Annotated in this window: 19 protein-coding genes, 1 tRNA gene and 1 pseudogene; 16 read left to right on the top strand and 5 right to left on the bottom strand. The window is 59.4% G+C overall.

Annotated features, from left to right (window positions below):
* Nucleotides 1-99 precede the first annotated feature (99 nt).
* The 5 genes from uvrC (at nt 100) to K5E80_RS08725 (ending at nt 9,204) form a co-directional block, all read left to right on the top strand.
* Complete coding sequence (uvrC, locus tag K5E80_RS08745) at nt 100-1,914, top strand: excinuclease ABC subunit UvrC (RefSeq protein WP_281420226.1); 1,815 nt, start codon at nt 100-102, stop codon at nt 1,912-1,914.
* A gap of 121 nt (nt 1,915-2,035) precedes the next feature.
* Nucleotides 2,036-2,608 (top strand): CDP-diacylglycerol--glycerol-3-phosphate 3-phosphatidyltransferase, encoded by a 573-nt coding sequence (gene pgsA, locus K5E80_RS08740; protein WP_220635784.1) that lies wholly within the window; start codon nt 2,036-2,038, stop codon nt 2,606-2,608.
* A gap of 35 nt (nt 2,609-2,643) precedes the next feature.
* A tRNA-Gly gene (locus tag K5E80_RS08735) sits at nt 2,644-2,719 on the top strand.
* Between the two features lie 161 nt (nt 2,720-2,880).
* Nucleotides 2,881-6,897: a phosphoribosylformylglycinamidine synthase gene (gene purL / locus K5E80_RS08730; protein WP_220635783.1), complete on the top strand. Its 4,017-nt coding sequence runs from the start codon at nt 2,881-2,883 to the stop codon at nt 6,895-6,897.
* A gap of 15 nt (nt 6,898-6,912) precedes the next feature.
* Entirely contained in the window at nt 6,913-9,204 is a 2,292-nt protein-coding gene (locus tag K5E80_RS08725; RefSeq protein ID WP_220635782.1) for a RelA/SpoT family protein, read from the top strand.
* 260 nt (nt 9,205-9,464) lie between these two features.
* Here K5E80_RS08725 and K5E80_RS17190 read toward each other — a convergent pair.
* A pseudogene (locus tag K5E80_RS17190) lies at nt 9,465-9,982 on the bottom strand (urate hydroxylase PuuD).
* Nucleotides 9,983-10,501: 519 nt separating this feature from the next.
* Here K5E80_RS17190 and K5E80_RS08715 point away from each other — a divergent pair.
* Nucleotides 10,502-11,524 carry a hypothetical protein gene (locus tag K5E80_RS08715; protein ID WP_220635781.1) on the top strand — a complete coding sequence of 341 codons (1,023 nt, stop codon included), beginning with the start codon at nt 10,502-10,504 and terminating at the stop codon, nt 11,522-11,524.
* A 194-nt stretch (nt 11,525-11,718) separates the two neighbouring features.
* Here K5E80_RS08715 and K5E80_RS08710 read toward each other — a convergent pair whose 3' ends face one another.
* Nucleotides 11,719-12,306, bottom strand: a complete 588-nt coding sequence (locus K5E80_RS08710) for a superoxide dismutase (protein WP_220635780.1) — start codon at nt 12,304-12,306, stop codon at nt 11,719-11,721.
* A gap of 97 nt (nt 12,307-12,403) precedes the next feature.
* Complete coding sequence (gene xseA / locus K5E80_RS08705; protein WP_220635779.1) at nt 12,404-13,720, bottom strand: exodeoxyribonuclease VII large subunit; 1,317 nt, start codon at nt 13,718-13,720, stop codon at nt 12,404-12,406.
* A 326-nt stretch (nt 13,721-14,046) separates the two neighbouring features.
* Here xseA and K5E80_RS08700 point away from each other — a divergent pair, with 326 nt between their 5' ends.
* The 7 genes from K5E80_RS08700 (at nt 14,047) to K5E80_RS08670 (ending at nt 19,044) form a co-directional block, all read left to right on the top strand.
* Nucleotides 14,047-14,652 carry a MotA/TolQ/ExbB proton channel family protein gene (locus tag K5E80_RS08700; RefSeq protein ID WP_220635778.1) on the top strand — a complete coding sequence of 202 codons (606 nt, stop codon included), beginning with the start codon at nt 14,047-14,049 and terminating at the stop codon, nt 14,650-14,652.
* Entirely contained in the window at nt 14,652-15,077 is a 426-nt protein-coding gene (locus K5E80_RS08695; RefSeq protein WP_220635777.1) for an ExbD/TolR family protein, read from the top strand. The genes K5E80_RS08700 and K5E80_RS08695 overlap by 1 nt, the downstream gene beginning before the upstream one ends.
* Complete coding sequence (gene lpxK, locus K5E80_RS08690; protein ID WP_246590923.1) at nt 15,052-16,065, top strand: tetraacyldisaccharide 4'-kinase; 1,014 nt, start codon at nt 15,052-15,054, stop codon at nt 16,063-16,065. Before K5E80_RS08695 ends, lpxK begins: the two co-directional genes overlap by 26 nt.
* A complete protein-coding gene (locus tag K5E80_RS08685) occupies nt 16,046-16,234 on the top strand; it encodes a Trm112 family protein (protein ID WP_220635776.1) in 189 nt (62 codons plus the stop codon). Before lpxK ends, K5E80_RS08685 begins: the two co-directional genes overlap by 20 nt.
* A gap of 171 nt (nt 16,235-16,405) precedes the next feature.
* On the top strand, nt 16,406-17,182 hold the full coding sequence (gene kdsB / locus K5E80_RS08680) for a 3-deoxy-manno-octulosonate cytidylyltransferase (protein ID WP_220635775.1): 777 nt from the start codon (nt 16,406-16,408) through the stop codon (nt 17,180-17,182).
* A gap of 70 nt (nt 17,183-17,252) precedes the next feature.
* Complete coding sequence (gene adk / locus K5E80_RS08675) at nt 17,253-17,906, top strand: adenylate kinase (protein ID WP_220635774.1); 654 nt, start codon at nt 17,253-17,255, stop codon at nt 17,904-17,906.
* 28 nt (nt 17,907-17,934) lie between these two features.
* Nucleotides 17,935-19,044 carry a 6-phosphofructokinase gene (locus tag K5E80_RS08670; RefSeq protein WP_220635773.1) on the top strand — a complete coding sequence of 370 codons (1,110 nt, stop codon included), beginning with the start codon at nt 17,935-17,937 and terminating at the stop codon, nt 19,042-19,044.
* Nucleotides 19,045-19,232: 188 nt separating this feature from the next.
* Here the strand turns inward: K5E80_RS08670 and K5E80_RS08665 are convergent, their stop codons facing one another.
* Complete coding sequence (locus K5E80_RS08665; RefSeq protein ID WP_220635772.1) at nt 19,233-20,453, bottom strand: 6-phosphofructokinase; 1,221 nt, start codon at nt 20,451-20,453, stop codon at nt 19,233-19,235.
* A gap of 252 nt (nt 20,454-20,705) precedes the next feature.
* On the opposite strand from K5E80_RS08665, the gene K5E80_RS08660 reads away from it, so the two are divergent.
* Nucleotides 20,706-22,784: a sodium-translocating pyrophosphatase gene (locus K5E80_RS08660; RefSeq protein ID WP_220635771.1), complete on the top strand. Its 2,079-nt coding sequence runs from the start codon at nt 20,706-20,708 to the stop codon at nt 22,782-22,784.
* A 101-nt stretch (nt 22,785-22,885) separates the two neighbouring features.
* A complete protein-coding gene (locus K5E80_RS08655) occupies nt 22,886-23,725 on the top strand; it encodes an NADPH-dependent oxidoreductase (RefSeq protein WP_220635770.1) in 840 nt (279 codons plus the stop codon).
* Here the strand turns inward: K5E80_RS08655 and K5E80_RS16740 are convergent.
* On the bottom strand, nt 23,696-24,064 hold the full coding sequence (locus K5E80_RS16740; RefSeq protein WP_246590922.1) for a hypothetical protein: 369 nt from the start codon (nt 24,062-24,064) through the stop codon (nt 23,696-23,698). The two genes, K5E80_RS08655 and K5E80_RS16740, sit on opposite strands and share 30 nt — an antisense overlap.
* Here K5E80_RS16740 and K5E80_RS08650 point away from each other — a divergent pair.
* Nucleotides 24,038-25,594, top strand: coding sequence for a PHA/PHB synthase family protein (locus K5E80_RS08650; RefSeq protein ID WP_246590921.1), 1,557 nt, complete (start codon nt 24,038-24,040; stop codon nt 25,592-25,594). The two genes, K5E80_RS16740 and K5E80_RS08650, sit on opposite strands and share 27 nt — an antisense overlap.

Raw genomic sequence — 25,594 nt, 5'->3', positions numbered from 1 at the left:
GGCGGGGATCCAGGGTCTTTCTATCGGGAAAGTCACTGGATTCCTGCTTTCGCGGGAATGACACACTCGCACACATGTGGCGGTTTCCTTAAGACTATTGTGAGCGAAGCAACTTCGCCCCCAGCCCCCTTTGATGCGAAGGCCTTTCTCGCCGCGCTGACCGATGCGCCGGGCGTCTATCGCATGCTCGATGCGGAGGGCAAGGTGCTCTACGTCGGCAAGGCCAAGAACCTGAAGAGGCGGGTCAGTTCCTACTTCAAGAAGACCGGCCACAGCCCGCGCATTGCGCTGATGCTGCAGCAGGTGGCACAGGTCGAGACTACGGCGACACGCTCCGAGTCCGAAGCGCTGATCCTTGAAAACACGCTGATCAAGAAGCTGGCGCCGAAGTACAACATCCTCTTCCGCGACGACAAGTCCTACCCGTACATCATGCTGTCGGGCGATGAATTCCCGCGGCTGGCGTTTCATCGCGGCGGCTTCGAGAAAAAATCGCGCTACTTCGGCCCCTTCCCCAATGGCTACGCGGTGCGCGAAAGCATCGAGCTGCTGCAAAAGACCTTCCTCCTGCGCACCTGCGAGAACAGCGTCTTCGCGCATCGTTCGCGGCCCTGCCTGATGCACCAGATCAAGCGTTGCAAGGCGCCCTGCGTCGGCTTTGTTTCGGCGGAGGAATACGCCGCCGATGTACGCAAGGCCGAGATGTTCCTGCGCGGCCGTCACAGCGAGGTGATCGGAGATCTCACGGCCGAAATGCAGCAGGCAGCGGATGCGATGCAATTTGAAACGGCCGCGGCGCTGCGCGACCAGATCCGCGCCTTGCAGGCGGTGCTGCACCGGCAGTATGTGAGTTCGACGCAGGAGGCCGATGTCGACATCATTGCCGTGCATATTGCCGGCGATGACATCTGCGTCAATCTGGCCATGGTGCGCGGCGGACTGCATCTCGGTGACCGCGCTTTCTTCCCGGCAACGGGCGCAGCCGTTGTCGAGCCCGGCGAAGCGCTCACCGCTTTCATGGAGCAGCATTACCTCGATCACCCGGCGCCGGCGCGCATCATCGTCGGCATCGATGCAGGCGACGAATTTTCTCCGGGCGAAGGCAAAACTATCGTGGCCCTGCCGCGCAACGAAATGGAACGGGCATGGCTGGAAATGGCGCAGAGGAATGTGCTGCTTGCCTTGCAGACCCGGCGTCAGGTACGCGCCAAAGCCGGCGGCCGCCTCGACGCCCTGCGCGAAGCGCTGAATCTGGCCGAGTTGCCGCATCGCATCGAGTGCTTCGACATCAGCCATACCATGGGCGAGGGTACGGTCGCTTCTTGTGTGGTCTGCGTCGATGGCACCATGAAAAACAGGGAATACCGCCGCTTCAACATCGCCGGCATCACGCCCGGCGACGACTACGCGGCCATGCGCCAGGCATTGGAGCGGCGCTATGGCAAGGTCGCGGCGGGCGAGGCGGTGGCACCCGATTTGATCCTGATCGATGGGGGCAAAGGCCAGCACGGCATTGCGCGCGAAGTGCTGGTTGAACTCGGCCTCGGCCATTTGGCCAGCGTTGGTGTTGCAAAAGGTGAAGAGCGCAAGCCGGGCCTGGAGACCTTGTTCGTTTTTGGGCGCGCTGAACCTCTACAATTGGCGCAGGATCACGCCGGCTTTCACCTGATTCAGGAAATTCGTGACGAGGCGCACCGTTTTGCGATAGCGGGGCACCGCGCGCGGCGGGCGAAGGCGCGAGGCCGGTCGGGGCTGGAAAACATCGCCGGCATCGGCCCGACGCGGCGACGAAAATTGTTGGCCTGGTTTGGAGGCTTGGATGGAGTAAAGGCGGCGACAGCAGACGATATTTGCCGCGTCGGCGGCATCAGCAGGAAACTGGCGGAACAGATTGTTCGCGAATTGCATGGGTAAGGAAAAATAAAAATGCAGCCACAGAGATCACAGAGGCCACAGAGAAAACCAAGTTGGACAAGGGAACTTGCTTTTGATTTTCCCCTGCGCACTTTGTGGCTAGAAGGTTTTTGGGTTAACCATGCCGTTTAATGTTCCGATTCTGCTTACCTGGGCGCGCATCGTCCTGATTCCGCTCTTTGTTGGCGTGCTCTATCTGCCTGAGCGCTGGCTGACCATTCCCGAACAGAACGTCCTTGCCACGGCGATTTTCATCGCCGCCGCGGTGACCGACTGGCTCGACGGCTGGCTGGCGCGCCGGCTCGACCAGACTACCGCCTTCGGCGCCTTTCTCGATCCGGTCGCCGACAAACTCATGGTGGCGGCGGCACTGGTGGTGCTGGTGCAACTGGGGCGCGCCGACGCAATCGCCGCCTTCATCATCATCGGCCGCGAGATCACCATCTCCGCGTTGCGCGAATGGATGGCCAAGATAGGCGCGGCGAAAAGTGTGGCGGTCTCCCTGGTCGGCAAATTGAAAACCACTGCGCAAATGGCCGCCATTCCGCTGCTGCTTTTCAACGATACGCTGGGACCGCTCGATGCGACGCTGGTCGGCCGCTGGCTGCTGGAAGTGGCAGTAATACTGACCCTGGTTTCGATGGCCTACTACATCCGCATGGCATGGCCGGAGATTTCCGCGCGCAGTCGTTGACTCGATGGCCCGCGCCGTTATAATGGCGGCCTCCCGCGGGAGTAGCTCAGTTGGTAGAGCGATACCTTGCCAAGGTATAGGTCGAGAGTTCGAGACTCTTCTCCCGCTCCAGAATCCCAAAAACCGGAAAGCACGCTTTCCGGTTTTTGTCTTTTAGCCACCCGTTTATTGCTTTCGAGCCTGTGAAACGAAGGGCTTGCGGAACCGGATGAGGTGAGGGCGGCGGGTATAATCCTCTCTTCACGAATGCCTGTCTTTCAGTCTTGTCCACCATGGCCGAAATCCTGAAGCTGCGCGGTGCAGCCGCCTTTTCCAGTTCCCGCCTCGGCCGCCTGCAGGATAACCTGCGCAAAGTCGTCCCCAGCCTTGTTTCGCTCCATGCGGAACATTGGTATTTTGCCGAACTCGACTGCGAATTGAATCCCGCCGAACTGGCGCGGCTCAAGGACTTGCTCGGTATTCCGGGGGCATTGCCCGCGGTACCCGCCGGGGAGTCGATTCTCATCACGCCGCGCCTCGGTACGATTTCGCCCTGGTCGTCCAAGGCGACGGATATTGCAAGACAGTGCGGTTTCCAGTCGGTCTGCCGCATCGAACGCGGCATCGCTTATTCGATCAGCGGCGCATTTTCCAATCCCGCGACTGACCGTGCATTGCTGGCCGCGCAACTGCATGACCGCATGACCGAGTCCGTGCTCGACTCGCTGGGTGCGGCAGCGGCACTTTTTCGTCATGTGCAACCGCAGCCACTGACCGCGATCGATATTCTTGGCGACGGGCGCGGGGCGCTGGAGCGGGCCAACGTCGAACTCGGCCTCGCCCTGTCCGATGACGAAATCGATTACCTCATCGACAATTTCACGCGCCTGCAGCGCAACCCGACCGACGTCGAGCTGATGATGTTTGCGCAGGCCAACTCGGAGCATTGCCGCCACAAGATTTTCAACGCGAGCTGGACCATCGACGGCCAGGATCAATCGCACTCGCTGTTCGGCATGATTCGCGAAAGCCACAAGGCGCATCCCGAGGGCACGGTGGTCGCGTATTCCGACAATGCGGCCGTGATCGAGGGGGCAACGGTGAAGCGCTTCTATCCGGATGCCCAAGGCTGCTACGACTGGCATGAGGAAACGGCGCACCTTATCGCCAAGGTCGAAACGCACAACCATCCGACCGCGATCTCGCCTTTCCCCGGCGCGGCGACCGGTTCCGGCGGCGAGATTCGCGACGAAGGAGCGACCGGGCGCGGTTCCAAACCCAAGGCCGGACTGTGCGGCTTCTCGGTTTCCGACCTGCGCATTCCCGGCTATGCGCAGCCATGGGAATCGGCCTATGGCAAGCCGGACCGCATCGCCTCGGCGCTCGACATCATGATCGAGGGGCCGATCGGCGCCGCCGCGTTCAACAACGAATTCGGCCGCCCGAATCTGGCCGGCTATTTCCGCACCTTTGAACAGGAAGTCGCTGGCGAAGTGCGCGGCTATCACAAGCCGATCATGATCGCGGGCGGCGTCGGCAACATTGCGGCGCGCGATTCGTACAAGATAGAATTCCCGACTGGCACGTTGCTGATCCAGCTCGGCGGGCCGGGCATGCTGATCGGCCTCGGCGGCGGCGCGGCGTCTTCGATGGCGACCGGCAGCAACACTGCCGATCTCGACTTCGCTTCCGTGCAGCGTGGCAATCCCGAGATTCAGCGCAGGGCGCAAGAGGTTATCGACCGCTGCTGGCAACTCGGTGAGAATAATCCGATTCTCGCCATTCACGATGTCGGTGCCGGCGGTATTTCGAATGCGATGCCGGAACTGGCCGATGGCGCCGGGCGCGGCGCGCTGTTTGACCTGCGTGCGATTCCGTCGGAAGAACCCGGCATGTCGCCGCGCGAAATCTGGTGCAACGAGGCGCAGGAGCGTTACGTCCTTGCCATTGCGCCGGAACGGCTCGATGAATTCCGCGCACTGTGCGAGCGCGAGCGTTGCCCCTTCGCGGTGCTCGGTACGGCGACCGAAGAGCGCGTGCTACAGGTCAAGGATGGGCATTTCGGCAACCTGCCCGTCGATATGTCGCTGGAGGTTTTGCTCGGCAAGCCGCCGCGTGTGCATCGCGATGCCAAACGGATGAAGTCCGATCTGCCCGCGCTTGATGTTGAAGCCATCAGCCTCAAGGATGCGGCATGGCGCGTGCTGCGCCTGCCCAGCGTGGCATCGAAAAGCTTCCTCATCACCATTGGCGACCGCAGCGTCGGCGGCCTTACCGCGCGCGACCAGATGGTGGGCCCGTGGCAGGTGCCGGTGGCCGATGTCGCTGTCACCGCAATGGGCTTCGATACCTGTTTGGGTGAAGCCTTCGCCATGGGTGAGCGCACGCCGTTGGCATTGATCGACGGTCCGGCCTCGGGCCGCATGGCGGTGGGCGAAGCCATCTCCAATCTGGTCGCTGCCGACATTGGCGATATCTCGAAAATCAAGCTCTCCGCCAACTGGATGGCCGCAGCCGGACATGGCAATGAAGATGCCGCGCTGTTCGATACGGTCCGGGCCGTGGGCATGGAACTCTGCCCACAACTCGGCATCAGCATTCCGGTCGGCAAGGATTCGCTCTCGATGCGCACACGCTGGGACGAGCATGGCGAATCTGGCAACATCGCCAAGCAAGTCACCGCCCCGCTGTCCCTGATCGTCACCGCCTTTGCTCCTTGTGCCGACATTCGCAAGACGCTCACGCCGCAACTCCAGCGTGACAGCGAGGCGGGTGAAACCGAGTTGCTGTTGATCGACTTGGGACAAGGGCGCAACCGGCTCGGTGCCTCGGCACTGGCGCAGGTGTATGGCAAGACCGGCAATGCGGCGCCGGATGTCGATGCGGCCCTGCTCAAGGCATTCTTTGCCGCCGTGCAAAAGCTCAATCGCGCAGGCCGTGTGCTGGCCTATCACGATCGTTCCGACGGCGGCCTGTTCGCGACCATCTGCGAAATGAGCTTCGCCTCGCACCTTGGCATCTCGCTCGATCTCGATCCGCTGACGAATGGCGGCGCCGGCCAGATAATCAGCGTGCTGTTCAACGAGGAACTGGGTGCCGTGTTGCAGATCCGTCGCGCAGACCGCGCGACCGTGATGCAGACGCTGCGCGATGCCGGCCTGGGACAGTGCTCGCACCTGATAGGTATACTGAATCAATATGACGAAATACGCATCCAGTGCGATGCGAAACAAATATTTTCCGCGCGCCGCAGCGAATTGCGGCGGGCGTGGAGCGAGGTCAGTTACCAGATCGCAAAGCTGCGCGACGATCCGGTTTGCGCGCAAGAGGAATTCGATGCGCTTGTTGCTGCGAATGATCCGGGGCTTTCGGTGTATCTCATTTTTACTCCTGACCACGTAGTGGTCGGCCAACTGGAAACCCCCGCCCGGGCGGGGGGTGAAGGTAGGGTTTCGGGAAGCGCTGCTTCCCGCCACCATAGCGGGCGAACTGTGCAAAGTGAGCCCTCCGGGGGGTGGGGGCAAGATAAAGGCGCAGCCGCAATCTTGGGCCGCAGGCCCAAGATTGCGGTATTGCGCGAACAGGGCGTCAACGGTCAGGTCGAAATGGCCGCAGCCTTCGACCGCGCCGGTTTCGCCAGCGTCGACGTGCACATGTCCGACCTGCAGAGCGGCCGCGTCAAACTCTCTGACTTTGCCGGCTTTGCCGCCTGCGGTGGTTTTTCCTACGGCGATGTATTGGGAGCGGGACAGGGTTGGGCCAAGTCGATCTTGTTCAACGCGCGGCTGCACGATGAGTTTGCGGCATTCTTCGCGCGCGGCGACAGCTTTGCGCTGGGTGTCTGCAACGGCTGTCAGATGATGAGCCACCTCGCGCCGATCATTCCCGGCGCCGAACATTGGCCGAGCTTCCAGCGCAACCGCAGCGAGCAGTTCGAGGCGCGTTTCGTGATGGTGGAGATCACGGAATCGCCGTCGCTTTTCTTTTCCGGCATGGCCGGATCGAAACTGCCGGTGGTTGTATCGCATGGCGAGGGCCGCGCGGTCTTTGCCGGCAACCAGGATAATGCGCAGGTTGCATTACGCTATGTGGATAATCATGGCGCGGTGGCGACGAGCTACCCTTTCAATCCCAATGGCTCGCCTGACGGTATCACTGGCGTCACCACGCCCGATGGACGCTTCACCATCATGATGCCGCATCCCGAACGCATCTTCCGCAGCGTGCAGATGTCCTGGCATCCTGCCGGACTGGGGAGTGACTCTCCCTGGCTGCAAATTTTCCGCAACGCCCGCGAGTTCGTGGGGTAGTTGCACTACAGGCCCATGGTCTCCGTCGTTCATGCGCTGCCCACCAAGGGCGAGGATAGAGAAGTTTTCGGCCTTGCTGCCCGCGGCCTGAATGACGAGGCACGGCTGAAGCTGCTCGACGCCTGGAACTGGGTGTCCGGCATTTATGGCGAACGCAAGCTGGGTACCGGCGAACCGGTGTTGCCGCATGCCCAGGCGATGGCGGTGATCCTGGCCGGGCTTGACCTCGATCTGGATACCCGGATCGCGGCCTTGCTGTTCAATATCGACGACACTGTGCCCGATTTCAACAATGTGGCTACGCAGCGCTATGGTGCTGCCGTGGCGGAACTGGTGACCGGACTCGAACGCCTGGCGCCGCTGCGCCTGGTAGTGCGCAACGAGCAGGAGAGCATGGTGCAGCAGACCGAAGTCCTGCGCAAGATGATGCTGGCAATGGTGGCCGATATCCGCGTCGTCCTGTTGCGGCTTGCCTCGCGCACGCAGACCCTGCGCTGGCTGGTGGACCATGAAACACCGCTGCGCGAGGAATCAGTTGTGCCCCCGGCTTCGGCTGCCGGCCTCAGCCGCCACCCAGGGGGGCCAAGTCAGTCTTGTCCCACGGGGGTTTCCTTCGGTCAGGGTGGCCCGGCGGCTGACTTGTTCGCGCGCGAAAGCCTCGATGTCTTCGCGCCGCTCGCCAACCGGCTCGGTATCTGGCAGTTCAAGTGGGAGTTGGAAGATCTCTCGTTGCGCCTGCTGGAGCCGGCCACCTACAAACGTATCGCGAAAATGCTTGACGAGCGCCGCATCGAACGCGAGCAATTCATCGCGAATGTGATCGAACGCGTCAAGCGCGAACTCAAGGTGGCCGGTATCGATGCCGAAGTCATTGGCCGGCCCAAGCACATCTACAGCATCTGGAACAAGATGCGCACCAAGCAGCTCGATTTCGAGCAGGTCTACGATGTGCGCGCATTGCGCATCATTGTCGGGAAAGTCGCGGACTGCTACGCCGCGCTCGGCATCATTCATCAGTTGTGGTCGCCCATCGAGGGCGAGTTCGATGACTACATCGCCCAGCCCAAGAGCAACGACTATCGTTCCTTGCATACCGCGGTGGTGGCCGAAGACGGCCGCTCAATGGAAGTGCAGATTCGCACGCGCGAGATGGATAAGCACGCGGAACTGGGTGTTGCCGCGCACTGGCGCTACAAGGAGGCCAACGTGCCGACGATTGCCGATTCGTCATACGACAACAAGATCGCGCTGTTGCGGCAACTGCTCACCTGGCGCGACGAAGTGACCGATTCGGCGGCCTGGGTGGAACAGTTCAAGCGCGCCGCGCTTGACGACACGATCTACGTCCTGACGCCGCAGGGGCGCGTGGTCGACCTGCCTCATGGTGCCACCCCGATCGATTTTGCCTATCGCCTGCATACCGATCTCGGACATCGCTGCCGCGGTGCACGCGTCAATGGCCAGATGTGGCCGCTGAACCGGCCGCTTGCCAATGGCCAGACGGTTGAAATCAGCGCGGTGCGCGAGGGGGGACCGTCGCGCGACTGGCTCAATCCGGCACAAGGCTATCTCGCCACGCCGGGCGCGCGGCGCAAGGTGCGGCAATGGTTCTCGGCACAGGAGAGCGCCGCGACTTTGGTACAGGGCCGCGCCTTTATCGCACGCGAATTGCAGCGCGAAGGGCAGACCCAGATAAACCTGGACGAACTCGCGGGCAAACTCGGTTTTCGCAATGTCGATGCCATGTTTGCCGCGGCAGGTCACGGCGAACTCGGCCCGCGCCAGATTCAGCTTGCCGTGCGCGCTGAAGCGCCGGTGCCGGAACCGGCGGCCGACGTTATTACCAAGCGCAGCCGCGCCGGCGACAGTCAGGTGCTGCTGGTCGGCGTGGACAAGCTGATGACCCAGCTCGGCCGCTGCTGCAAGCCGGCGCCGCCCGATGCGATTCTCGGTTTCGTCACGCGCGGGCGCGGAGTATCGATCCACCGCAATGAATGCGTGAATTTCCGCCATCTCGCCAAACAGCATCCCGAGCGCGTAATTGCTGCAGAGTGGGGCAAGGCAAGCGAGGGCGTCTATGCGATCGACCTGCAGATCGAAGCGCACGATCGCCAGGGCCTGCTGCGCGACATTTCCGAACTGCTGTCGCGCGAAAAAATCAATGTCACGGCGGTGAAGACCTTATCGAGCAAGGATGGCACGGCGCGCATGAATTTCACTGTCGAGATGAATGGCATAGCGGTCTTGAAACGGGTACTGGGGCTGTTGAGGAAAGTGCCGGGAGTGTACTCGGCGCAACGAGTTTAGAAGTTTCCTGACGCGGCTTGCCGCCGACACAGAGCACGAATTGGCGGCACGCGGCGTCCCGTCAGCAATCCGGTGCAGCCCTATCCCGATGGCGGAATTTATGACGGTGGCTTTGTTGACGGCGCGGGCAACAAAATATGGTTTTGCTCACCGCTTGGCGCCGACGCCACGACAGTGCGATAGCCATAAATATGTGGACTAAAAAAGCCCTTGCTGTGAGGCAAGGGCTTTTGCAGGAACAGAATCCGGCGGGTTTCTGTTTAGCCGAAGATGCCGGCGCCGCGGAAGACGCCGTGGCTGGCCACCATCATGAATAGCAGCGGCATGGACAACATCGTGTTGACGCGCGAGGTGAGAAAAGCGATCCGTCGCGCCCTGGTCTTCTCTTCATCGGTAGCGCTGACGAAGCCGAGTATCTTCTTCTGGTTGGGCCAGATCAGTACCCATACATTGAACAACATGATGGTGCCAAGCCAGGCGCCGATGCCGATCGGATACAGCCCCGGCCCCCCTGAAAGGCGAACACCTTGGGCAGTGCGGCACCAAGGATCATCGCGCCAGCCAGCCAGGTGACCACGGCGGACCAACGGAAGTAGAGCAGGGCGCGTGGCGCGACATGCTTGGTGATGCCGGTGCCGGTGGGTGGATTATCCTTGCCCGCCGCGGCCAGAGCGGCGACCTGCACAAAGTTGAAGTAATAGAGCAGGCCGACCCACATTACGCCTGCCATGATATGAAGCCAGCGGCCCAATCCCAGCGTGATGAATTCCATAGCCATTCTCCTTAGGCTAAAAGGATGTTGACAACGAAATAAAGCGCGGCGGTCAGAACCAGACCTGCAATGACTGTTCCAGTAAGGGAATCGAGTGGGTTTTGCATGAGCATTCTCCTTGTCCTGTTGCGGCGATGGATAGCATGCGGAGCATCAACTGCGACTTACCTAGTCATTATAGTTATCCAGGGCAATAGCGGAAGGAAGGACTTGAAACGAAAACCTCGCACGAAGCGGGGCCTTGGGTGTGTGATTCTTTCACAAGAATAAAGCCGTAACAGCAGGAATGAAGTCGTAATCGAGAACGGGCACCCCAGCGGTGCCCATTTGTCCTTATGCCCGATCTTCAGCCAGAGCGGCCGAAGATGACGATACGATACAATGACAGCAACCGGCCAGAAACTGCCGTTGAAGAAGTGGTCGGAAAGCAGACAGTCGGGACTGGCAGGCGTATGCTATACGCCTTTCTTTTGCTTTTTATAAAGGATTAAAACCCATGAACTCCTGCTTTGAAAAGCAAACAAGGTGATCAAGTCAAAGACTGTATTCATCGTAGGGGCTGGCGCCAGCGCTGAAGTCAAACTGCCCGTGGGGGAACAGTTGAAGAAGATCATCTCCGACAAGCTGAATATCAAGTTTGATGACTTCGGATCTAAGATTAGAAGCGGTGATACACAGATCGCTAGTTTTATGCGCCAAGAGTTTGGGCAAAGCCTAAATCGCTACCTCCATGCCTGCTGGAAAATTAGTGATGGTGTCGGGCTGGCTGGTTCCATAGATGACTTCATTGATACCCATCAGGACGATCCGGACGTGGCAACGTGCGGGAAGATAGCCATTGCCAGATCCATTCTTGAGGCCGAAAAATCTAGTCATCTGTTCTTCAAAATGGAAAACATTAGTGACACCATCAATTTCGGCTCACTGCAAAAAACGTGGTACATGCCGTTTATCGAACTACTTACGCAGGGTGTCTCGCGCACCGAAGTTAAGACGGTTTTTAATAACGTTGCCGTAATCTGCTTCAATTACGACCGCTGTATCGAACATTTCATGTTGCACGCCCTGATGGCGCGCTATTCAATCGAGAAGCAAGAGGCCGCCGAAGTGGTTACAGGCTTGAAGATAATTCATCCTTATGGCATAGTAGGTCAGTATTTTGATAAGCCCGGCGAGATGACAGTTCCATTTGGATCGTCCGCCATCCCACATCTTCACTCGACCTTATCAAACCTCAGGACTTACACCGAGGAGGTCACGGATACTGATTCACTGAATGCGATGAAGAATGCAGTAGCGGAATCCGAGATTTCGGTGTTCTTGGGCACGGCCTTCCACCCTAACAATATGCGCATCATGTCGGATGGTCTTGGACAACCCGTGGTGAAACGGGTGTATGCAACAACTGCTGGCATATCTGATGAGAACAAGAGCATGATCAAAGACGACATCGGGGTCTTATTCCGGGGCGCAAAACATGTCGGCATTAATTTTGCCACAACCTGCTCAGACCTATTCAGCCGCTACAGCATGCACCTGCGCCGCTGAGACCATAGCGCAGCATTTTGTTGAATGGCTGCTTTCAAGAAAGGCAATGGACTGCTTCGGGGCGGAAGCAGTTGATCAACCGGCCTGAGTTGATGGTCAGCTCCGGCCGAAGATCGGGCATAAGGACAAATGGGCACCGCTGGGGTGCCCATTCTCGATTACGGCTTTATTCTCACCAAATAATAGGGAAACTTTCAGGCGAAATTCTTTGCCGCGAAATCCCAGTTGACAAGGGAATTGAGGAAGGTCTCGACGAACTTGGGACGGGCGTTGCGGTAGTCGATGTAGTAGGCGTGTTCCCATACGTCGATGGTCAGCAGCGGCTTGCCTTCGCCGCTCTTGAGCGGATTTCCTGCGTTGCCGGTATTGGCGATGTCTACCGAACCGTCAGTCTTCTTTACCAGCCAGGTCCAACCAGAGCCGAAATTGCCAACGGCAGAAGTCTGGAAAGCCTTCTTGAACTCGTCGAAGGACCCCCATTTCTTGTTGATCGCATCCGCCAGTGCGCCGTTCGGAGCGCCGCCGCCATTGGGCTTCAGACAGTTCCAGAAAAAGGTGTGATTCCAAACCTGAGCAGCATTATTGAATATGCCGCCAGCCGGCGCCTTGGCGATAATTTCTTCCAGCGACAACTTTTCGTATTCGGTGCCAGGCAGCAGATTGTTCAGGTTGGTGACATAGGCTTGATGGTGCTTGCCATAGTGGTATTCGAAGGTTTCCGCGGACATGTGTGGAACCAGGGCATCCTTGGCGTAGGGAAGGGAGGGGAGCGTAAAGGTCATGTTATTTCCTGTCCGAATGGTTGAAGGGATAAAGAACCGATATTCCAGTGTAGGACTGCAATCGAATCAATACAACCATTAAGGGTATAGAGAAAAGCTATCGGGTGCGGATGATCTGTGCGTCGGCATCGCCACTGGCGAATTGCAGCGCAACTTCATCGCCGGGGCGCAATTTCCCGCTGTCAATCACCAGTTTGCCTTCCGTATCGCGAACGATGCAGTAACCGCGCGCCAGCGTGGCATTGGGGTCGAGCAGCTTGAGTGCATCGGCGGCGTTGTCGAGACGATGGCGAGGTTGTCCGAGGGAGGCATGCAGTGCCTGCACAAAACGTTGTGCACTGGCAGCGAGCGTTGAATGAGCCAGCGCGACATTTGGCCGCTGCCGCTGCAGGCGCAGTTGCATCGTGGCGAGATTGCCAGCGTGATGGGTGAGTTTTCCGCGCATGGCGGCATCGAGCCGCATCCGCAAATAAGCATTCGCCATGGCGATTCTTTCAAGACGCTGGCGTGGATGCAAAAGGCGGCGTGACAGCGTGTCGACGCGTTGCATGCGCGCTTCGATCTGACGCCGCAAGTGCCTCTGCAACTCATTGCGCAATTGATCGAGTTCGGACATGGCGGCAAACCAGCCTGTCGTGGCCAATTCGGCCGCCGCAGTCGGCGTGGCGGCGCGGTGATCGGCGACGAAGTCGGCGATCGTGGTATCGGTCTCGTGCCCGACGCCGCTGATCACCGGTATGGCACAGGCCGCGATGGCGCGGGTCACCACTTCTTCATTGAATGGCCAGAGATCTTCGATGCTGCCGCCGCCACGCGCGACAAGCAGCACATCACAGCAGCCGGTTGTACTTGCCGCGTTGATGGCTTGCGCAATCTGCTCTGCAGCACCATCGCCCTGCACTGGCGTCGGGAAGATGATTAGCGGCAGATGCGGCGCACGGCGCCGGCATGCGGCGACGATGTCTCGCAGGGCGGCCGCCTGCAGCGAGGTAACGATGCCGAGCGCGCGAGGGAATACGGGCAGAGCACGCTTGCGTTCGGCGGCAAACAGGCCTTCTCCTTCCAGCTTGGCGCGCAATTTGGCGAAGACTTCGTAGAGGCGGCCAAGCCCGCCACGCCGCATCGCTTCGACATTGAGCTGAAAGTCGCCACGCGCTTCATAAACCGATACCAGTGCCTGTACTTCCACCTGCTGACCATTGACGATCTGCCAGGGCACCAGGTTGGCGCGCGAGCGGAACATTGCACAGCGTACCTGCGCCGCCTCATCCTTGAGCGTGAAGTAGAGGTGTCCGGAAGCAGCGCGGACGAAGTTGGAAATTTCACCCGTCACCCATAGCAACGGCAGCGCGCGTTCAAGAGCTTGCCGCGCACGGCGGTTTAATTCGGTAACGGAAAGGATTTCAGCGGACATGGCGCCGCAGTTTACGCGAAGGGAGAAGAGAAACACAGTCCATGATTCCTTCGCGTGAAACCGTACCGTTACGCGGTGTTTCCGTTAAACAATTGAAATGCATCGGGTTTGAGGTGCGCCACTTTTTTCACCGGATTGATGAATTCGCTGTCTGGAAGCTGCATTGCGGGACTCATCACGGAGGTATGCACACGCTTATCCACAGATTTTGTGGATAAGGGTGGTGGCGATTGACGGAGTTGAACCATGGAGCAGAGTCTTTTCGGGATTGCCCGGTAAGACACATGGAGCTAAAGTGTGCGCTTCTTTGCTGCCAGGAGTTGCGCGTGTTCTCCATTCTTGAAGCCGCCGGTTGGCCAATCTGGTTTCTGTTGCTGGCGTCGATCATTTCGGTTGCGCTGATCATTGAGCGTTTTGTAGCACTGCGTCGCAGCAAGATTGTCCCGCCCGGTTTGCTCACCGGGGTTGTCAACGAATATCGCCAATCGGGCTCCAATGAAGAGCGACTCAAAATGCTCGAGTTGCATTCACCCCTCGGCCGCGTGCTTGCCGCTGGCGTTCGTAATGCCACGAATTCGCGCGACGTGATGAAGGAGGCGATCGAAGAAGCCGGGCGGGCCGCGGCCCATGACCTGGAGCGTTTTCTCACGACATTGGGCACCATCGCTTCAATCAGTCCGCTAATGGGCCTGTTCGGCACCGTCGTCGGCATGATCGAGATTTTCGGTTCGCCCACGGCTTCGGGCAACAATCCCCAGGCGCTGGCGCACGGCATCTCGGTGGCGCTCTACAACACCGGCTTCGGCCTCATCATCGCCATTCCGAGCATGATCTTCTACCGCCACTTCCGTGCCCTGGTCGACAGCTTCCTGGTGGAAATGGAGTTGCAGGCGGTGAAGCTGGTCGAAATGATCCACGGCGAGCGCAAGTGATGGATTTCCGGAGAGGACAGCAGCGCGAAGAACCGGAGATCAATCTGATTCCGATGATCGACGTTCTGCTCGTGATCCTGATTTTCCTGATGATCACGACGACCTACTCGAAGTTCTCCGGTCTTGAAATCAACCTGCCGACCGCCGATACGTCGCTGGTGCCGGAGCAGCCCAGCGAAATCAATGTGATCGTTACTGCCACCGGCGATGTGCTGGTCAACAAGGCACCCATCGGCAGCCGCGACGTGGCCCAGATTGCAGTGGCGCTGAAACGTCTGGCACCCGTCAATGCCGCGAAGGAGCCGGTCGTGATCATCAATGCCGACGCCAAGACCACGCACCAGAGCGTCGTTGATGTGATGCAGGCTGCACAGCAGGCCGGGCTTTCACATATTTCCTTTGCGACCCAGCAGAGCCGGCGCTGAAGCCTTCCTGCACCGCATCTGGCTGCAGCGGGGCATTGCGGCGCTGCTGCTGCCTTTCGCCTGGCTGTTCTTCCTGCTCAGCGGCGCGCGCCGGGCGCTGTATAGATTCGGCATATTCAGCTCGCGGCGCCTGCCTGTGCCGGTGGTGGTCATCGGCAACATCAGCGTGGGCGGCGCGGGCAAGACGCCACTGATTCTGCATCTTGCGCAATGCCTGACGGCAATGGGCTGCCGGCCCGGCATCGTCAGCCGCGGCTATGGCGCGGGTGCGGTGGATGCGCGCGAAGTTTACGTCGATAGTGCGGTAGACGATGCTGGCGACGAGGCCTTGCTGCTGAAGCGGCGCAGCGGCGTCCCGGTATTTGTCGGTCATGATCGCGCCGCCGCGGCGCACGCGCTGCTCGTTGCCTATCCGCAGTGCCAGTTGATTCTTTGCGACGACGGACTGCAGCACTATGCGCTGCAGCGCGACCTTGAAATTGCCGTGATCGACCGGCGCGGCTTCATGAACGGCTGGCTGCTGCCGGCTGGCCCCTTGCGTGAACCTCCTTCGCGGCTTGGCGAAGTCGATGCCTGTGTGCTGAACGAAGCCAGCCTCGCCATTGCCGCTGATGTGCCGGTGTTTCGCATGAGTCTCGTCGGCACGCACTTCACCCTGCTCGGCGATGCGACCCGGCAATGCGATGTGGCTGCATTGCGCAACCTGCGTCTGCATGCCTTTGCCGGCATCGGCGAGCCGCAGCGTTTCTTCGATCATTTGTCCCGGCTCGGCCTGAGCTTCGTGCCGCACGTCTTTTCCGATCATCATCGCTATTGCGCCGAAGACTTCGGGGTTGAGGCTGATGCCATCCTGACCACTGAGAAGGATGCAGTAAAATGCCTGAACCTGACGCAACTCCCGATCTGGGTGCTGCCTGTAGACGCCGTGCTGGAGCCCGATCTCGCCCGGTTTGTATTGGAGAAAATCAATGGATGCGCGCCTGCTTGAAATTCTGGTCTGTCCAATCTGCAAAGGGCCGCTTGACTATCGCAAACCTGTACAGGAATTGATATGCCGGCCGTGCCGGCTGGCCTATCCGGTGCGCGACGATATTCCGATCATGCTGGAGGACGAAGCGCGCAAGCTGACGGCGGAAGAGATTGAGCAACTGAGATGACCCATAAAGTCAAAAGCTTTTGCCACAGAGGACACAGAGAGCACAGAGGAAGTCAAAGGCAAAACAAATACGTCCGGTTTTATTTTTCTCTGTGTCCTCTGTGATCTCTGTCCCACGGGGATTTCCTTCGGTCATGGCTAAAGGATTTTGCTTTTTCAAGGGCGAAGCCGAATGACGGGTTTTAAGGTCGTCATTCCGGCACGTTATGCCTCGACGCGTCTGCCGGGCAAACCGCTGGCCGATATCGGCGGCAAACCCATGGTGGTGCGAGTGCTGGAGGCGGCCGCGCTGAGCGGCGCCAGTGAGATCTGGGTCGCCACCGACGACGAACGTGTTGCCGAAGCCGTCATGTCGCACGGTGGCAGCGTGGTCATGACGCGTGCCGACCATCCCAGCGGCACCGACCGCATTACCGAGGTCGCCGATCAAATGGGTTGGGCCGACGCCGACATAGTGGTCAACGTGCAGGGCGACGAGCCGCTCATCGATCCCGCCTTGGTCGCCCAGGTCGCGCAGGCACTGGCTAATGATGCCGCCGCCGCGATGGCGACCGCCGGTTACCCGATCACCGAGGCGAAGGATCTGTTCAATCCGGCGCTGGTCAAGGTGGTTCCCAATGCCCTGGGGCATGCCCTGTATTTTTCGCGCGCCCCGATTCCCTGGCATCGCGAGGGTTTTTCTGCGTCGCGCGATGCTTTGCCAGCCGGCTATGCACCATGGCGGCATGTCGGCATTTATGCCTATCGGGTTGGCTTCCTGCGCCGCTTCAGCAGACTGGCGCCGGCGCCGATCGAGCAGTGGGAGTCGCTCGAACAATTGCGCGCCTTGTGGCATGGCGAAACGATTTGTGTGGTGAAATGCGGGAAGGAACCGGCCAGCGGCGTCGATACGCCGGCCGACCTTGAATTCGTGCGCCGGCAATTCGAACGCGACGCCGACCCCGGATAAGGCGTCGGTTAAACATAGAATAGACGTTTCGACTGACCCCAAACTGAAGTATTTTTAATATGGAGCAATCATGAGACTGATCCTGTTGGGTCCGCCCGGCGCCGGTAAAGGCACCCAGGCTAATTTCATCAAGGAGAAATTCGGCATTCCGCAAATTTCCACCGGCGACATGCTGCGCGCTGCGGTCAAGGCCGGTACGCAGCTTGGCATTGAAGCAAAAAAAATCATGGATGCCGGCGGCCTGGTTTCCGACGACATCATCATCGGCCTGGTCAAGGATCGATTGAAGGAGCCAGACTGCGCCAGCGGCTACATGTTCGATGGCTTCCCGCGCACCATTCCGCAGGCCGATGCCATGAAGGATGCGGACGTCAAGATCGACTTCGTGCTGGAAATCGATGTGCCCGACGCAGACATCATCTTGCGCATGAGCGGACGCCGCGTCCATCTCGCCTCCGGTCGTACTTATCACGTCAAGTTCAATCCGCCCAAGGTGGCCGGTAATGACGATGTCACAGGCGAGGCGCTGATTCAGCGCGACGACGACAAGGAAGAAACCGTCAGGAAACGTCTGGCGGTCTATCATTCACAAACCAAACCGCTGGTCGAGTATTACTCCAAGTGGGCTGCTGTCGGCGATGCCAACGCGCCGAAGTATCGCAAGATATCGGGACAGGGCAGGGTTGAAGATGTGCGCGATAGCGCCTTTGCCGCGCTGGTCTGATACGGAGGAATAGACCGGGGGCGCTGCCATGACCAATCCAATTCGTCGCATCGCCATTTGCACCGGCGGCGGAGATGCTCCCGGTCTCAATGCCGTCATCCGTTCCGTGGTCATCTCCGCCGCCAACCGGGGCTGGGAATGCTATGGCATTCGTGATGGCTTCAACGGCATCCTCTTTCCCGAGCGCTATGCGGAAGGCGGGGTGTTCCGTCTTACGCGCGACAGGGTGCGCGGTATCGGGCATCTGGGCGGTACGATTCTGGGTACCACCAACAAGGGTAATCCGCTGCATTTTCCGATGAATATGCCGGACGGGACGACGCGGGATGTCGATCGCAGCGACGAGATACTGAATTTTTTCGCCATGAAGGAGCTGGATGCCCTGGTCTCGATCGGCGGCGACGGATCGCTCACGATTGCAAACGCCCTGCACCAGAAGGGGCTGTGCGTGGTCGGGGTGCCCAAGACGATCGACAACGACCTGGACAAGACCTTTACCACCTTCGGCTTCGATACGGCGGTGGCGTTTGCCACCGAATGCCTGGACCGCCTCCACAGCACGGCGGAAAGCCATCAGCGGGTGATGGTGGTTGAGGTCATGGGGCGCTATGCGGGCTGGATCGCGTTGCATAGCGGCATTGCCGGCAGTGCTCATGCCATCCTGATTCCCGAGATCGCCTTTGATTTGGAGAAAGTCGCGGCCAAGATTCGTGCGCGGGATGACGAAGGACGCATGTATTCGATTGTTGTGGTCGCCGAAGGCGCAAGACCCGCCGACGGGCAGCGGGCGATTGTAGACGCGGCGGAAATCGGCCAGGCCGAACGCCTCGGCGGCATCGGCGAGCATGTCGCGAAGGAGTTGCGCGCGCGCACCGGCAAGGATGCGCGAGTGGTCGTGCTCGGCCATTTGTTGCGCGGCGGCAGTCCCACTTCCTTCGACCGGCTGGCCGCCATGCGCTTCGGCAGCGCCGCCGTGCGGGCGCTCGAAGAGGGGCACACCGGCATCATGGTATCGCTGGGCTTCCCCAACGTGAGCTATGTGGCGCTGGAAGAAGTGGCGGGGCGCATGAAGGCGGTACCGATGGACAGCGATACCTTGCAGACAGGGCGGGATATCGGGATTTGCTTCGGCGACTGACGCGCGTCAATCGCCAGCCCGATGTTTTATCCTAGAAAAAGCAGTTAGCCACAGAGGACACAGAGTTCACAGAGGAAAGACAATGCCTTGCATAAGCTGGCGATCTCACCCGGAGGGTGAGCGCGGCAATCGTCCGAAAACCCGCATTTTCTCTGTGTCCTCTGTGGCTTGAATTGAAGTTTTCAGGTTTATTTCGACGGGTTGAGGATTTTGTCTACCTTGTTGAGCCTTAGCCGATACGCATCCGGCATTCCTGAACCGAGGAGCGGACGCAGGTAGAGGCGGAATGCATCAGTGATGTCCGTGCCGTCGGCGGAGATGAATTCGTCCTCCATGACGCGCGTCTTGCCGGCGACGGCTTCCAGCGGCAGCAGGTGGTAGTCGACCGAATAAAAGCCGGTGCGCTTGATGGCGACCGAACCATCGCGATTGCCCCACATGGCGAACTGCACGGCCTTTTCGCCGACCTCCCGCGCTTCGCGCTGATCGACATCCGACACGCAGCCCATGAACGAGCGCTGCAAATAACCGAATGTGTCGCCGCGAACGCGCTTGATGCCCAGTTGGCTCTTGATTTTGTCGCACAACAGGTCAGCCAGGGCGCCGGTGCCTGAGAGTTGCACATTGCCGTGGGCATCGCGCTCCACCTGGCTCGACAACTGGGTGATGATCGGGGTGCCCTTTTCGTCGTGGATACCCTCCGATGCCGCAATGACGCAACGGCCATGGCGGTCATAGGTGGCCTTGACGTCGGCGATGAATTTCTCGACGTTGAAAGTGCGCTCGGGAATATAGATCAGGTGGGGCCCGTCGTCAGGGAACTTCTTGCCGAGCGCGGATGCCGCCGTGAGAAATCCCGCATGGCGCCCCATGACCACGGCCAGATAAACACCCGGCAGCGAAGCGTTGTCCAGATTGGCGCCCATGAATGCCTGCGCCACGAAGCGCGCTGCCGAAGGAAAGCCCGGCGTGTGATCGTTGCCGACCAGATCGTTGTCGATGGTCTTCGGAATGTGAATGCAGCGTAGCGGGTAGCCCGCGCGCCGGGCTTCTTCGCTGACAATGCGAACCGTGTCGGAGGAATCGTTGCCACCGATGTAAAAGAAGTAGCCGATGTCATGCGCCTTGAGAACCTTGAATATCTCCTGGCAGTAACGCAGGTCGGGCTTGTCGCGTGTTGAACCCAGCGCCGAGGAGGGCGTGCTGGCCACCATTTCGATGTTGTGGCTAGTTTCCTGGGTGAGGTCGAGGAAGTCCTCATTGACGATTCCGGAAACCCCGTGATAGGCGCCATAGACCAGTTCGACGTTGCGAAACTTGCGTGCTTCCAGGACAACGCCCGCCATCGATTGGTTAATGACGGCGGTTGGCCCGCCACCCTGAGCGACTAATACCTTCCCGTGCGGCATGATTTGAAACTCCTTTCGTTTGATCGGATTGTGGAGACAGTCCGGGATAGATACGGGTGTGTCTCAAGGGTTTCGCTTGATGGAGCGGATGTCAGCAAGTTGCGTGAATTATATTCGCCATTGAATGCTTCCATCCGAAATCCGATCCGGGTATGGGGATCGATTTTGGACAGTTGCAGGGCGAGATATTCCTGTCGTGGCATGTTAAAATTAACAGTTGAATTAGTTCATTTAATTTTGATAGGGGAGTTTATGGCACCGGGATTGATTTTTGCATTGGCCTGCGCTGTAGTGGCGGTTATCTATGGCTTTATATCGAGCCAGTGGATACTTGCACAGCCAGCGGGCAACGAGCGCATGCGGCAGATCGCTGCGGCCATCCAGGAAGGCGCACAGGCCTACCTCAAGCGCCAATATACGACGATTGGCATGGTCGGCATTGCGCTGTTTGTCATCATCGGAGTGCTCCCCGGCCTTGGTTGGACCACGGCCGCCGGTTTTCTCATTGGTGCCATCCTTTCAGGGGCAGCCGGCTTTATCGGCATGAACGTCTCGGTCCGCGCCAATGTGCGCACGGCTGAGGCCGCGCGCAGCGGCCTTGCCAAGGCGCTTGACGTTGCGTTCAAGGGCGGCGCCATTACCGGCATGCTGGTCGTCGGTCTTGGCCTTCTCGGTGTTGCCGGTTACTACGCCTTTCTCAAATCCGGGGCGGGACCCGATGTACCGTTCGAACAAATATTGCATCCGTTGATTGGTCTCGGTTTTGGTTCCTCGCTGATTTCAATCTTCGCCCGTCTCGGCGGCGGCATTTTCACCAAGGGTGCCGACGTCGGCGCCGACCTCGTTGGCAAGGTCGAAGCCGGCATCCCGGAAGATGATCCACGCAACCCGGCGGTAATTGCCGACAATGTCGGCGACAACGTCGGCGACTGTGCCGGCATGGCAGCTGACTTGTTCGAAACCTACGCGGTTACTACCATTGCCACCATGTTGCTCGGTGCGCTGTTGTTCAGGGCGCAGGCCGAGGTCGCGGTGGTTTATCCGCTGGCACTGGGTGGTTTCTCGATCATTGCCTCTATCGTTGGCACTATGTTCGTCAAGGCGCGGCCCGGCGGCAAGATCATGAACGCGCTGTATCGTGGCCTCGCGGTTGCCGGCGCAATGGCACTGATCGCCTTTTATCCGATCACCAACTATATGCTTCCTGCCGGTCTGATGGCGGCGGATGGTCATGTGGTCAGTTCCACTGCGTTGTATGGCGCCGCCGTGATCGGCCTCATTCTTACCGGCCTCATGGTGTACATCACCGAGTACTACACTGGCACCGAGTTCAAGCCGGTGCAGCATGTCGCCCAGGCTTCGACTACTGGCCATGGTACCAACATCATTGCCGGCCTCGGCGTGTCGATGAAGGCCACCGCGTGGCCGGTACTGGCGGTGTGCGCCGCGATCTGGTCGTCCTATGAACTCGGCGGTCTCTACGGCATCGCGATCGCCGCGACCTCGATGTTGTCGATGTCCGGCATCATCGTCGCGCTCGACGCCTACGGCCCGATCACGGACAACGCCGGCGGCATTGCTGAAATGGCCGAACTGCCTGACAGCGTGCGTGCCGTCACCGATCCGCTTGATGCAGTAGGCAACACCACCAAGGCGGTGACCAAGGGTTATGCCATCGGCTCCGCCGGTTTGGCCGCGCTGGTGCTGTTCGCCGACTTTACGCACGGTCTCGAAGGGCTGGGCAAGCATGTGACATTCGAACTTTCCGATCCCGCCGTGATCATCGGACTCTTTATCGGCGGCATGGTGCCCTACCTGTTCGCCGCCATGGGCATGGAAGCCGTCGGCCGCGCTGCAGGTGCGGTGGTGGTTGAAGTACGCCGCCAGTTCAAGGAGATCAAGGGCATCATGGAAGGCAAGGCCAAGCCGGAGTACGGTACCTGCGTCGACATGCTGACCAAGGCTGCGATCAAGGAAATGATGATTCCCTCGCTGCTACCCGTGCTGGTGCCTGTGGTCACCGCTTTCGGCATGAATGCATTGATGGGTCCCGGTGCCGGCGTGCGCGCCCTGGGCGGCGTGTTGATGGGCACCATCGTCACCGGCCTCTTCGTCGCCATTTCCATGACCACCGGCGGCGGCTGCTGGGACAATGCCAAGAAGTACATCGAGGATGGACATTTCGGCGGCAAGGGTTCGGAAGCGCACAAGGCTGCCGTGACCGGCGACACCGTGGGCGACCCCTACAAGGACACGGCCGGTCCGGCGGTGAATCCGCTGATCAAGATCATCAACATCGTGGCGCTACTGATTCTGCCTTTGGTTGCCTGATGGTTGCCTGATCTTTTTGTTCTGCAAAACGGCAGCCGCGGCTGCCGTTTTTGTTTGTAATTCTGAGTACAACATCGTATTTGCTTTCGAGAAGGACGACCATGACATTCGATAGCTTGCCCTCAGCCAAGGCTCTGCTCGCAGCGCGCTACCAGTCCGGCATCGAACTGCCCGGCGGACCATGGAACGAGGTTATTGCCACCATGCTGAACCATCGTTCCGCACGCGCCTACAAGCCCGACCCGTTGCCACAGGGAACGCTGGAACGACTCATCGCCGCAGCGCAGTCAGCGTCAACTTCCTCCAATCTGCAGGCCTGGAGTGTGGTTGCCATCGAGGATCCGGCCAGCAAGCAAGTGCTTTATGAAGTTGCCGGCAGCGGACAGCGTCATATCCGCCAGGCGCCACTGGTACTTGTTTGGCTCGCCGATCTGCATCGCCTCGAAGTGGTTGCCGCCAGCCGCAACATCAAGCCCGAAGCCCTGAGCTACATTGAAATGCTGCTGGTGGGGGTGATCGATGCTGCGCTCGCCGCACAAAACTTTGTTGTTGCCGCGGAATCGCTTGGCCTGGGCACGGTCTACATCGGCTCGCTGCGCAACAAGATCGATGTCGTTGCCGATCTGCTCAAACTGCCGCCCCAAGTCATGCCAGTGTTTGGTCTCTGTGTCGGCTATCCCGACCCGTCGCGGCCCGGGACAATTCGTCCCCGACTTGAGCCCGGCGCGGTATTGCATCATGAGACCTACAATCGCGCCGTGCAGTTGCCGACGATACAGCGCTATGACAAAATCATGAATGCCTGGTATGCAGAGCAGGGCATCAAGGCTCCCGATAGTTGGACCGGGCAAACTGCACGGCGCATCGAGAACGCTGCATCGCTTTCGGGGCGAGATATCATGCACGAGCTATTACTGAAAATGGGCTTCGGGTTGCGCTAAAGCGCTGAGGATTGACTTTGCGCAATAGCGGTTTTTCGTCGCTTTGCGATAATAAATTTCATACGGAGCCTCGTCTTCCATGACGGAGTTGCCGAGCATGTGCAGTGCTTTCCCAGGGATTGGTCCATGACAAACGTCAAATATCCTCAACCCTCTGACCTGCCCGCAGCGCTTCGGGATGCTCTGCGCAAAATAAATTCCCGGGCCGAGGCCCACGTTGATCCCATTGGTATAGCGACGCCTTTGCTGCATGCCCAGATGGCCTGGCTTGCCCATCCCCAGGAATTGGGTGAGGCCATCGCCGACTTCTCTATGAAAATGTGGAATTTGCAGGTTCACTCCTGGCTGCGTGCGCTGGGGCAGCCCAGTCCCGATGTGGAAAAGCCCCACCCCGATGACGCGCGCTTTACCGATCCGATGTGGACCGATTTCGCCACATGGGACATCGTCAAGGAGTGGTATCTCACCTTTACCCACCATGCGCAGAACATGCTCTACGAAACCCCCGGCCTTGCCAACAAGGAAAGGCGCCGGGCAGCATTCTGGTGGCGCAAGTCGCTCAACGCCCTGGCGCCGACCAACTTTTTCTGGACCAATCCCGTGGCCCAGCGCAAGGCGCTGGAAACCCGCGGCGAAAGCCTGATTCGCGGCATGCGCAACTTTCTCGCCGACCTCGAAGCCGGCAACGTGCGCTTGACTAACCCAAACGATTTCCATGTCGGCAAGAATTTGGCGATCACGCCGGGCAAGGTAGTGTTCCGCAACCGCATGCTGGAAGTGATTCATTACGTCCCCACGCAGGCCAGGGTACATACGATGCCAGTAGTGATCGTCACGCCCTGGATCAACAAGTTCTACATCCTTGACCTTACTCCCAAGAAGAGCATGATCAAATACCTGCTCGACCAGGGACTGGATGTCTATATCACCAGCTGGAAAAATCCCACTGACGAATACCGGGGCGTCACTTTCGATGACTACCTGCTCGAAGGAATAGACCGGATCGTGCAGATTGCGCGTGAACTGTCCGGTGCGGACAAGGTGAATGCGGTCGGCTATTGCATTGGCGGCGCCGCGCTTGCTACCTATATGGCATGGGCCAACCTCCGCTGGGGCGAGCAGAATATGCCCGTGGCCAGCGCCACCTTTCTCGCCACCCTGGTCGATTATCACCATCCCGGGGATATCGAAGTGTTCCTCGATCCGGGCACGGTGGACTGGCTGATCCGTTCCATGGAAGAAAAGGGCTACCTCGACGGCAGTGAAATGGCCGCCTCATTCCGTCTGCTGCGTTCCAACAGCCTGATCTGGCATTACGTCGTGCATGGTTATCTGTATGGCGAAACTCCGCCGCCCTTCGACGTGCTCTACTGGAACATGGATACCACGCGCATGCCGGCGGTCATGCACGGTTGGTATCTGCGCGAGTTTTATCTGGAAAACAAGCTGATCAGGCCTGACGCCCTGAACGTGGCTGGTAAGCCGATCAGCCTGGAACGCATTATCCAGCCGGTCTATGCGGTAGCGGCCGAGGACGACCACATTGCGCCATGGCGCCAGGCCTTCCGCATCGCCAACGCGGTGGAAGGCGACAAGCGTTTTGTTCTCTCCTCGTCGGGCCACATTTTCGGCATCGTCAATCCGGTAGTGCAACCGCCGAAAAGGGAGTTCCGCACCGGGTCGGCATCGCGCCTTGACACCCCGGAAAGCTGGAAGGGAAAAGCTACCGAACATGTTGGAAGCTGGTGGCCGGACTGGATGGATTGGCTCAAGCCCATGTCCGGTACTCTGCGGCTGGCGCCGAAGGTGGATAGCAAAGACTATCCGGCGCTCGGCGATGCGCCGGGGACGTATGTGCTGGAACCGTAA

Source organism: Georgfuchsia toluolica (assembly GCF_907163265.1).
Taxonomy (GTDB): Bacteria; Pseudomonadota; Gammaproteobacteria; order Burkholderiales; family Rhodocyclaceae; genus Georgfuchsia; species Georgfuchsia toluolica.
Note: the sequence above shows the minus strand (reverse complement) of the source record. Positions and strands in the feature narration are given on the sequence as shown.

Excerpts from the sequence above, each read along its gene's own strand:
- K5E80_RS08710 (WP_220635780.1), bottom strand. The coding sequence starts at position 12,306 with ATGACCTTTACGCTCCCCTCCCTTCCCTACGCCAAGGATGCCCTGGTT.
- K5E80_RS08685 (WP_220635776.1), top strand. The coding sequence starts at position 16,046 with ATGGATGCGCGCCTGCTTGAAATTCTGGTCTGTCCAATCTGCAAAGGG.
- kdsB (WP_220635775.1), top strand. The coding sequence starts at position 16,406 with ATGACGGGTTTTAAGGTCGTCATTCCGGCACGTTATGCCTCGACGCGT.
- xseA (WP_220635779.1), bottom strand. The coding sequence starts at position 13,720 with ATGTCCGCTGAAATCCTTTCCGTTACCGAATTAAACCGCCGTGCGCGG.
- K5E80_RS08665 (WP_220635772.1), bottom strand. The coding sequence starts at position 20,453 with ATGCCGCACGGGAAGGTATTAGTCGCTCAGGGTGGCGGGCCAACCGCC.
- K5E80_RS08650 (WP_246590921.1), top strand. The coding sequence starts at position 24,038 with ATGAAAATGTGGAATTTGCAGGTTCACTCCTGGCTGCGTGCGCTGGGG.
- pgsA (WP_220635784.1), top strand. The coding sequence starts at position 2,036 with ATGCCGTTTAATGTTCCGATTCTGCTTACCTGGGCGCGCATCGTCCTG.
- K5E80_RS08725 (WP_220635782.1), top strand. The coding sequence starts at position 6,913 with ATGGTCTCCGTCGTTCATGCGCTGCCCACCAAGGGCGAGGATAGAGAA.
- K5E80_RS08660 (WP_220635771.1), top strand. The coding sequence starts at position 20,706 with ATGGCACCGGGATTGATTTTTGCATTGGCCTGCGCTGTAGTGGCGGTT.
- purL (WP_220635783.1), top strand. The coding sequence starts at position 2,881 with ATGGCCGAAATCCTGAAGCTGCGCGGTGCAGCCGCCTTTTCCAGTTCC.
- K5E80_RS08655 (WP_220635770.1), top strand. The coding sequence starts at position 22,886 with ATGACATTCGATAGCTTGCCCTCAGCCAAGGCTCTGCTCGCAGCGCGC.
- K5E80_RS08695 (WP_220635777.1), top strand. The coding sequence starts at position 14,652 with ATGGATTTCCGGAGAGGACAGCAGCGCGAAGAACCGGAGATCAATCTG.
- adk (WP_220635774.1), top strand. The coding sequence starts at position 17,253 with ATGAGACTGATCCTGTTGGGTCCGCCCGGCGCCGGTAAAGGCACCCAG.
- K5E80_RS08670 (WP_220635773.1), top strand. The coding sequence starts at position 17,935 with ATGACCAATCCAATTCGTCGCATCGCCATTTGCACCGGCGGCGGAGAT.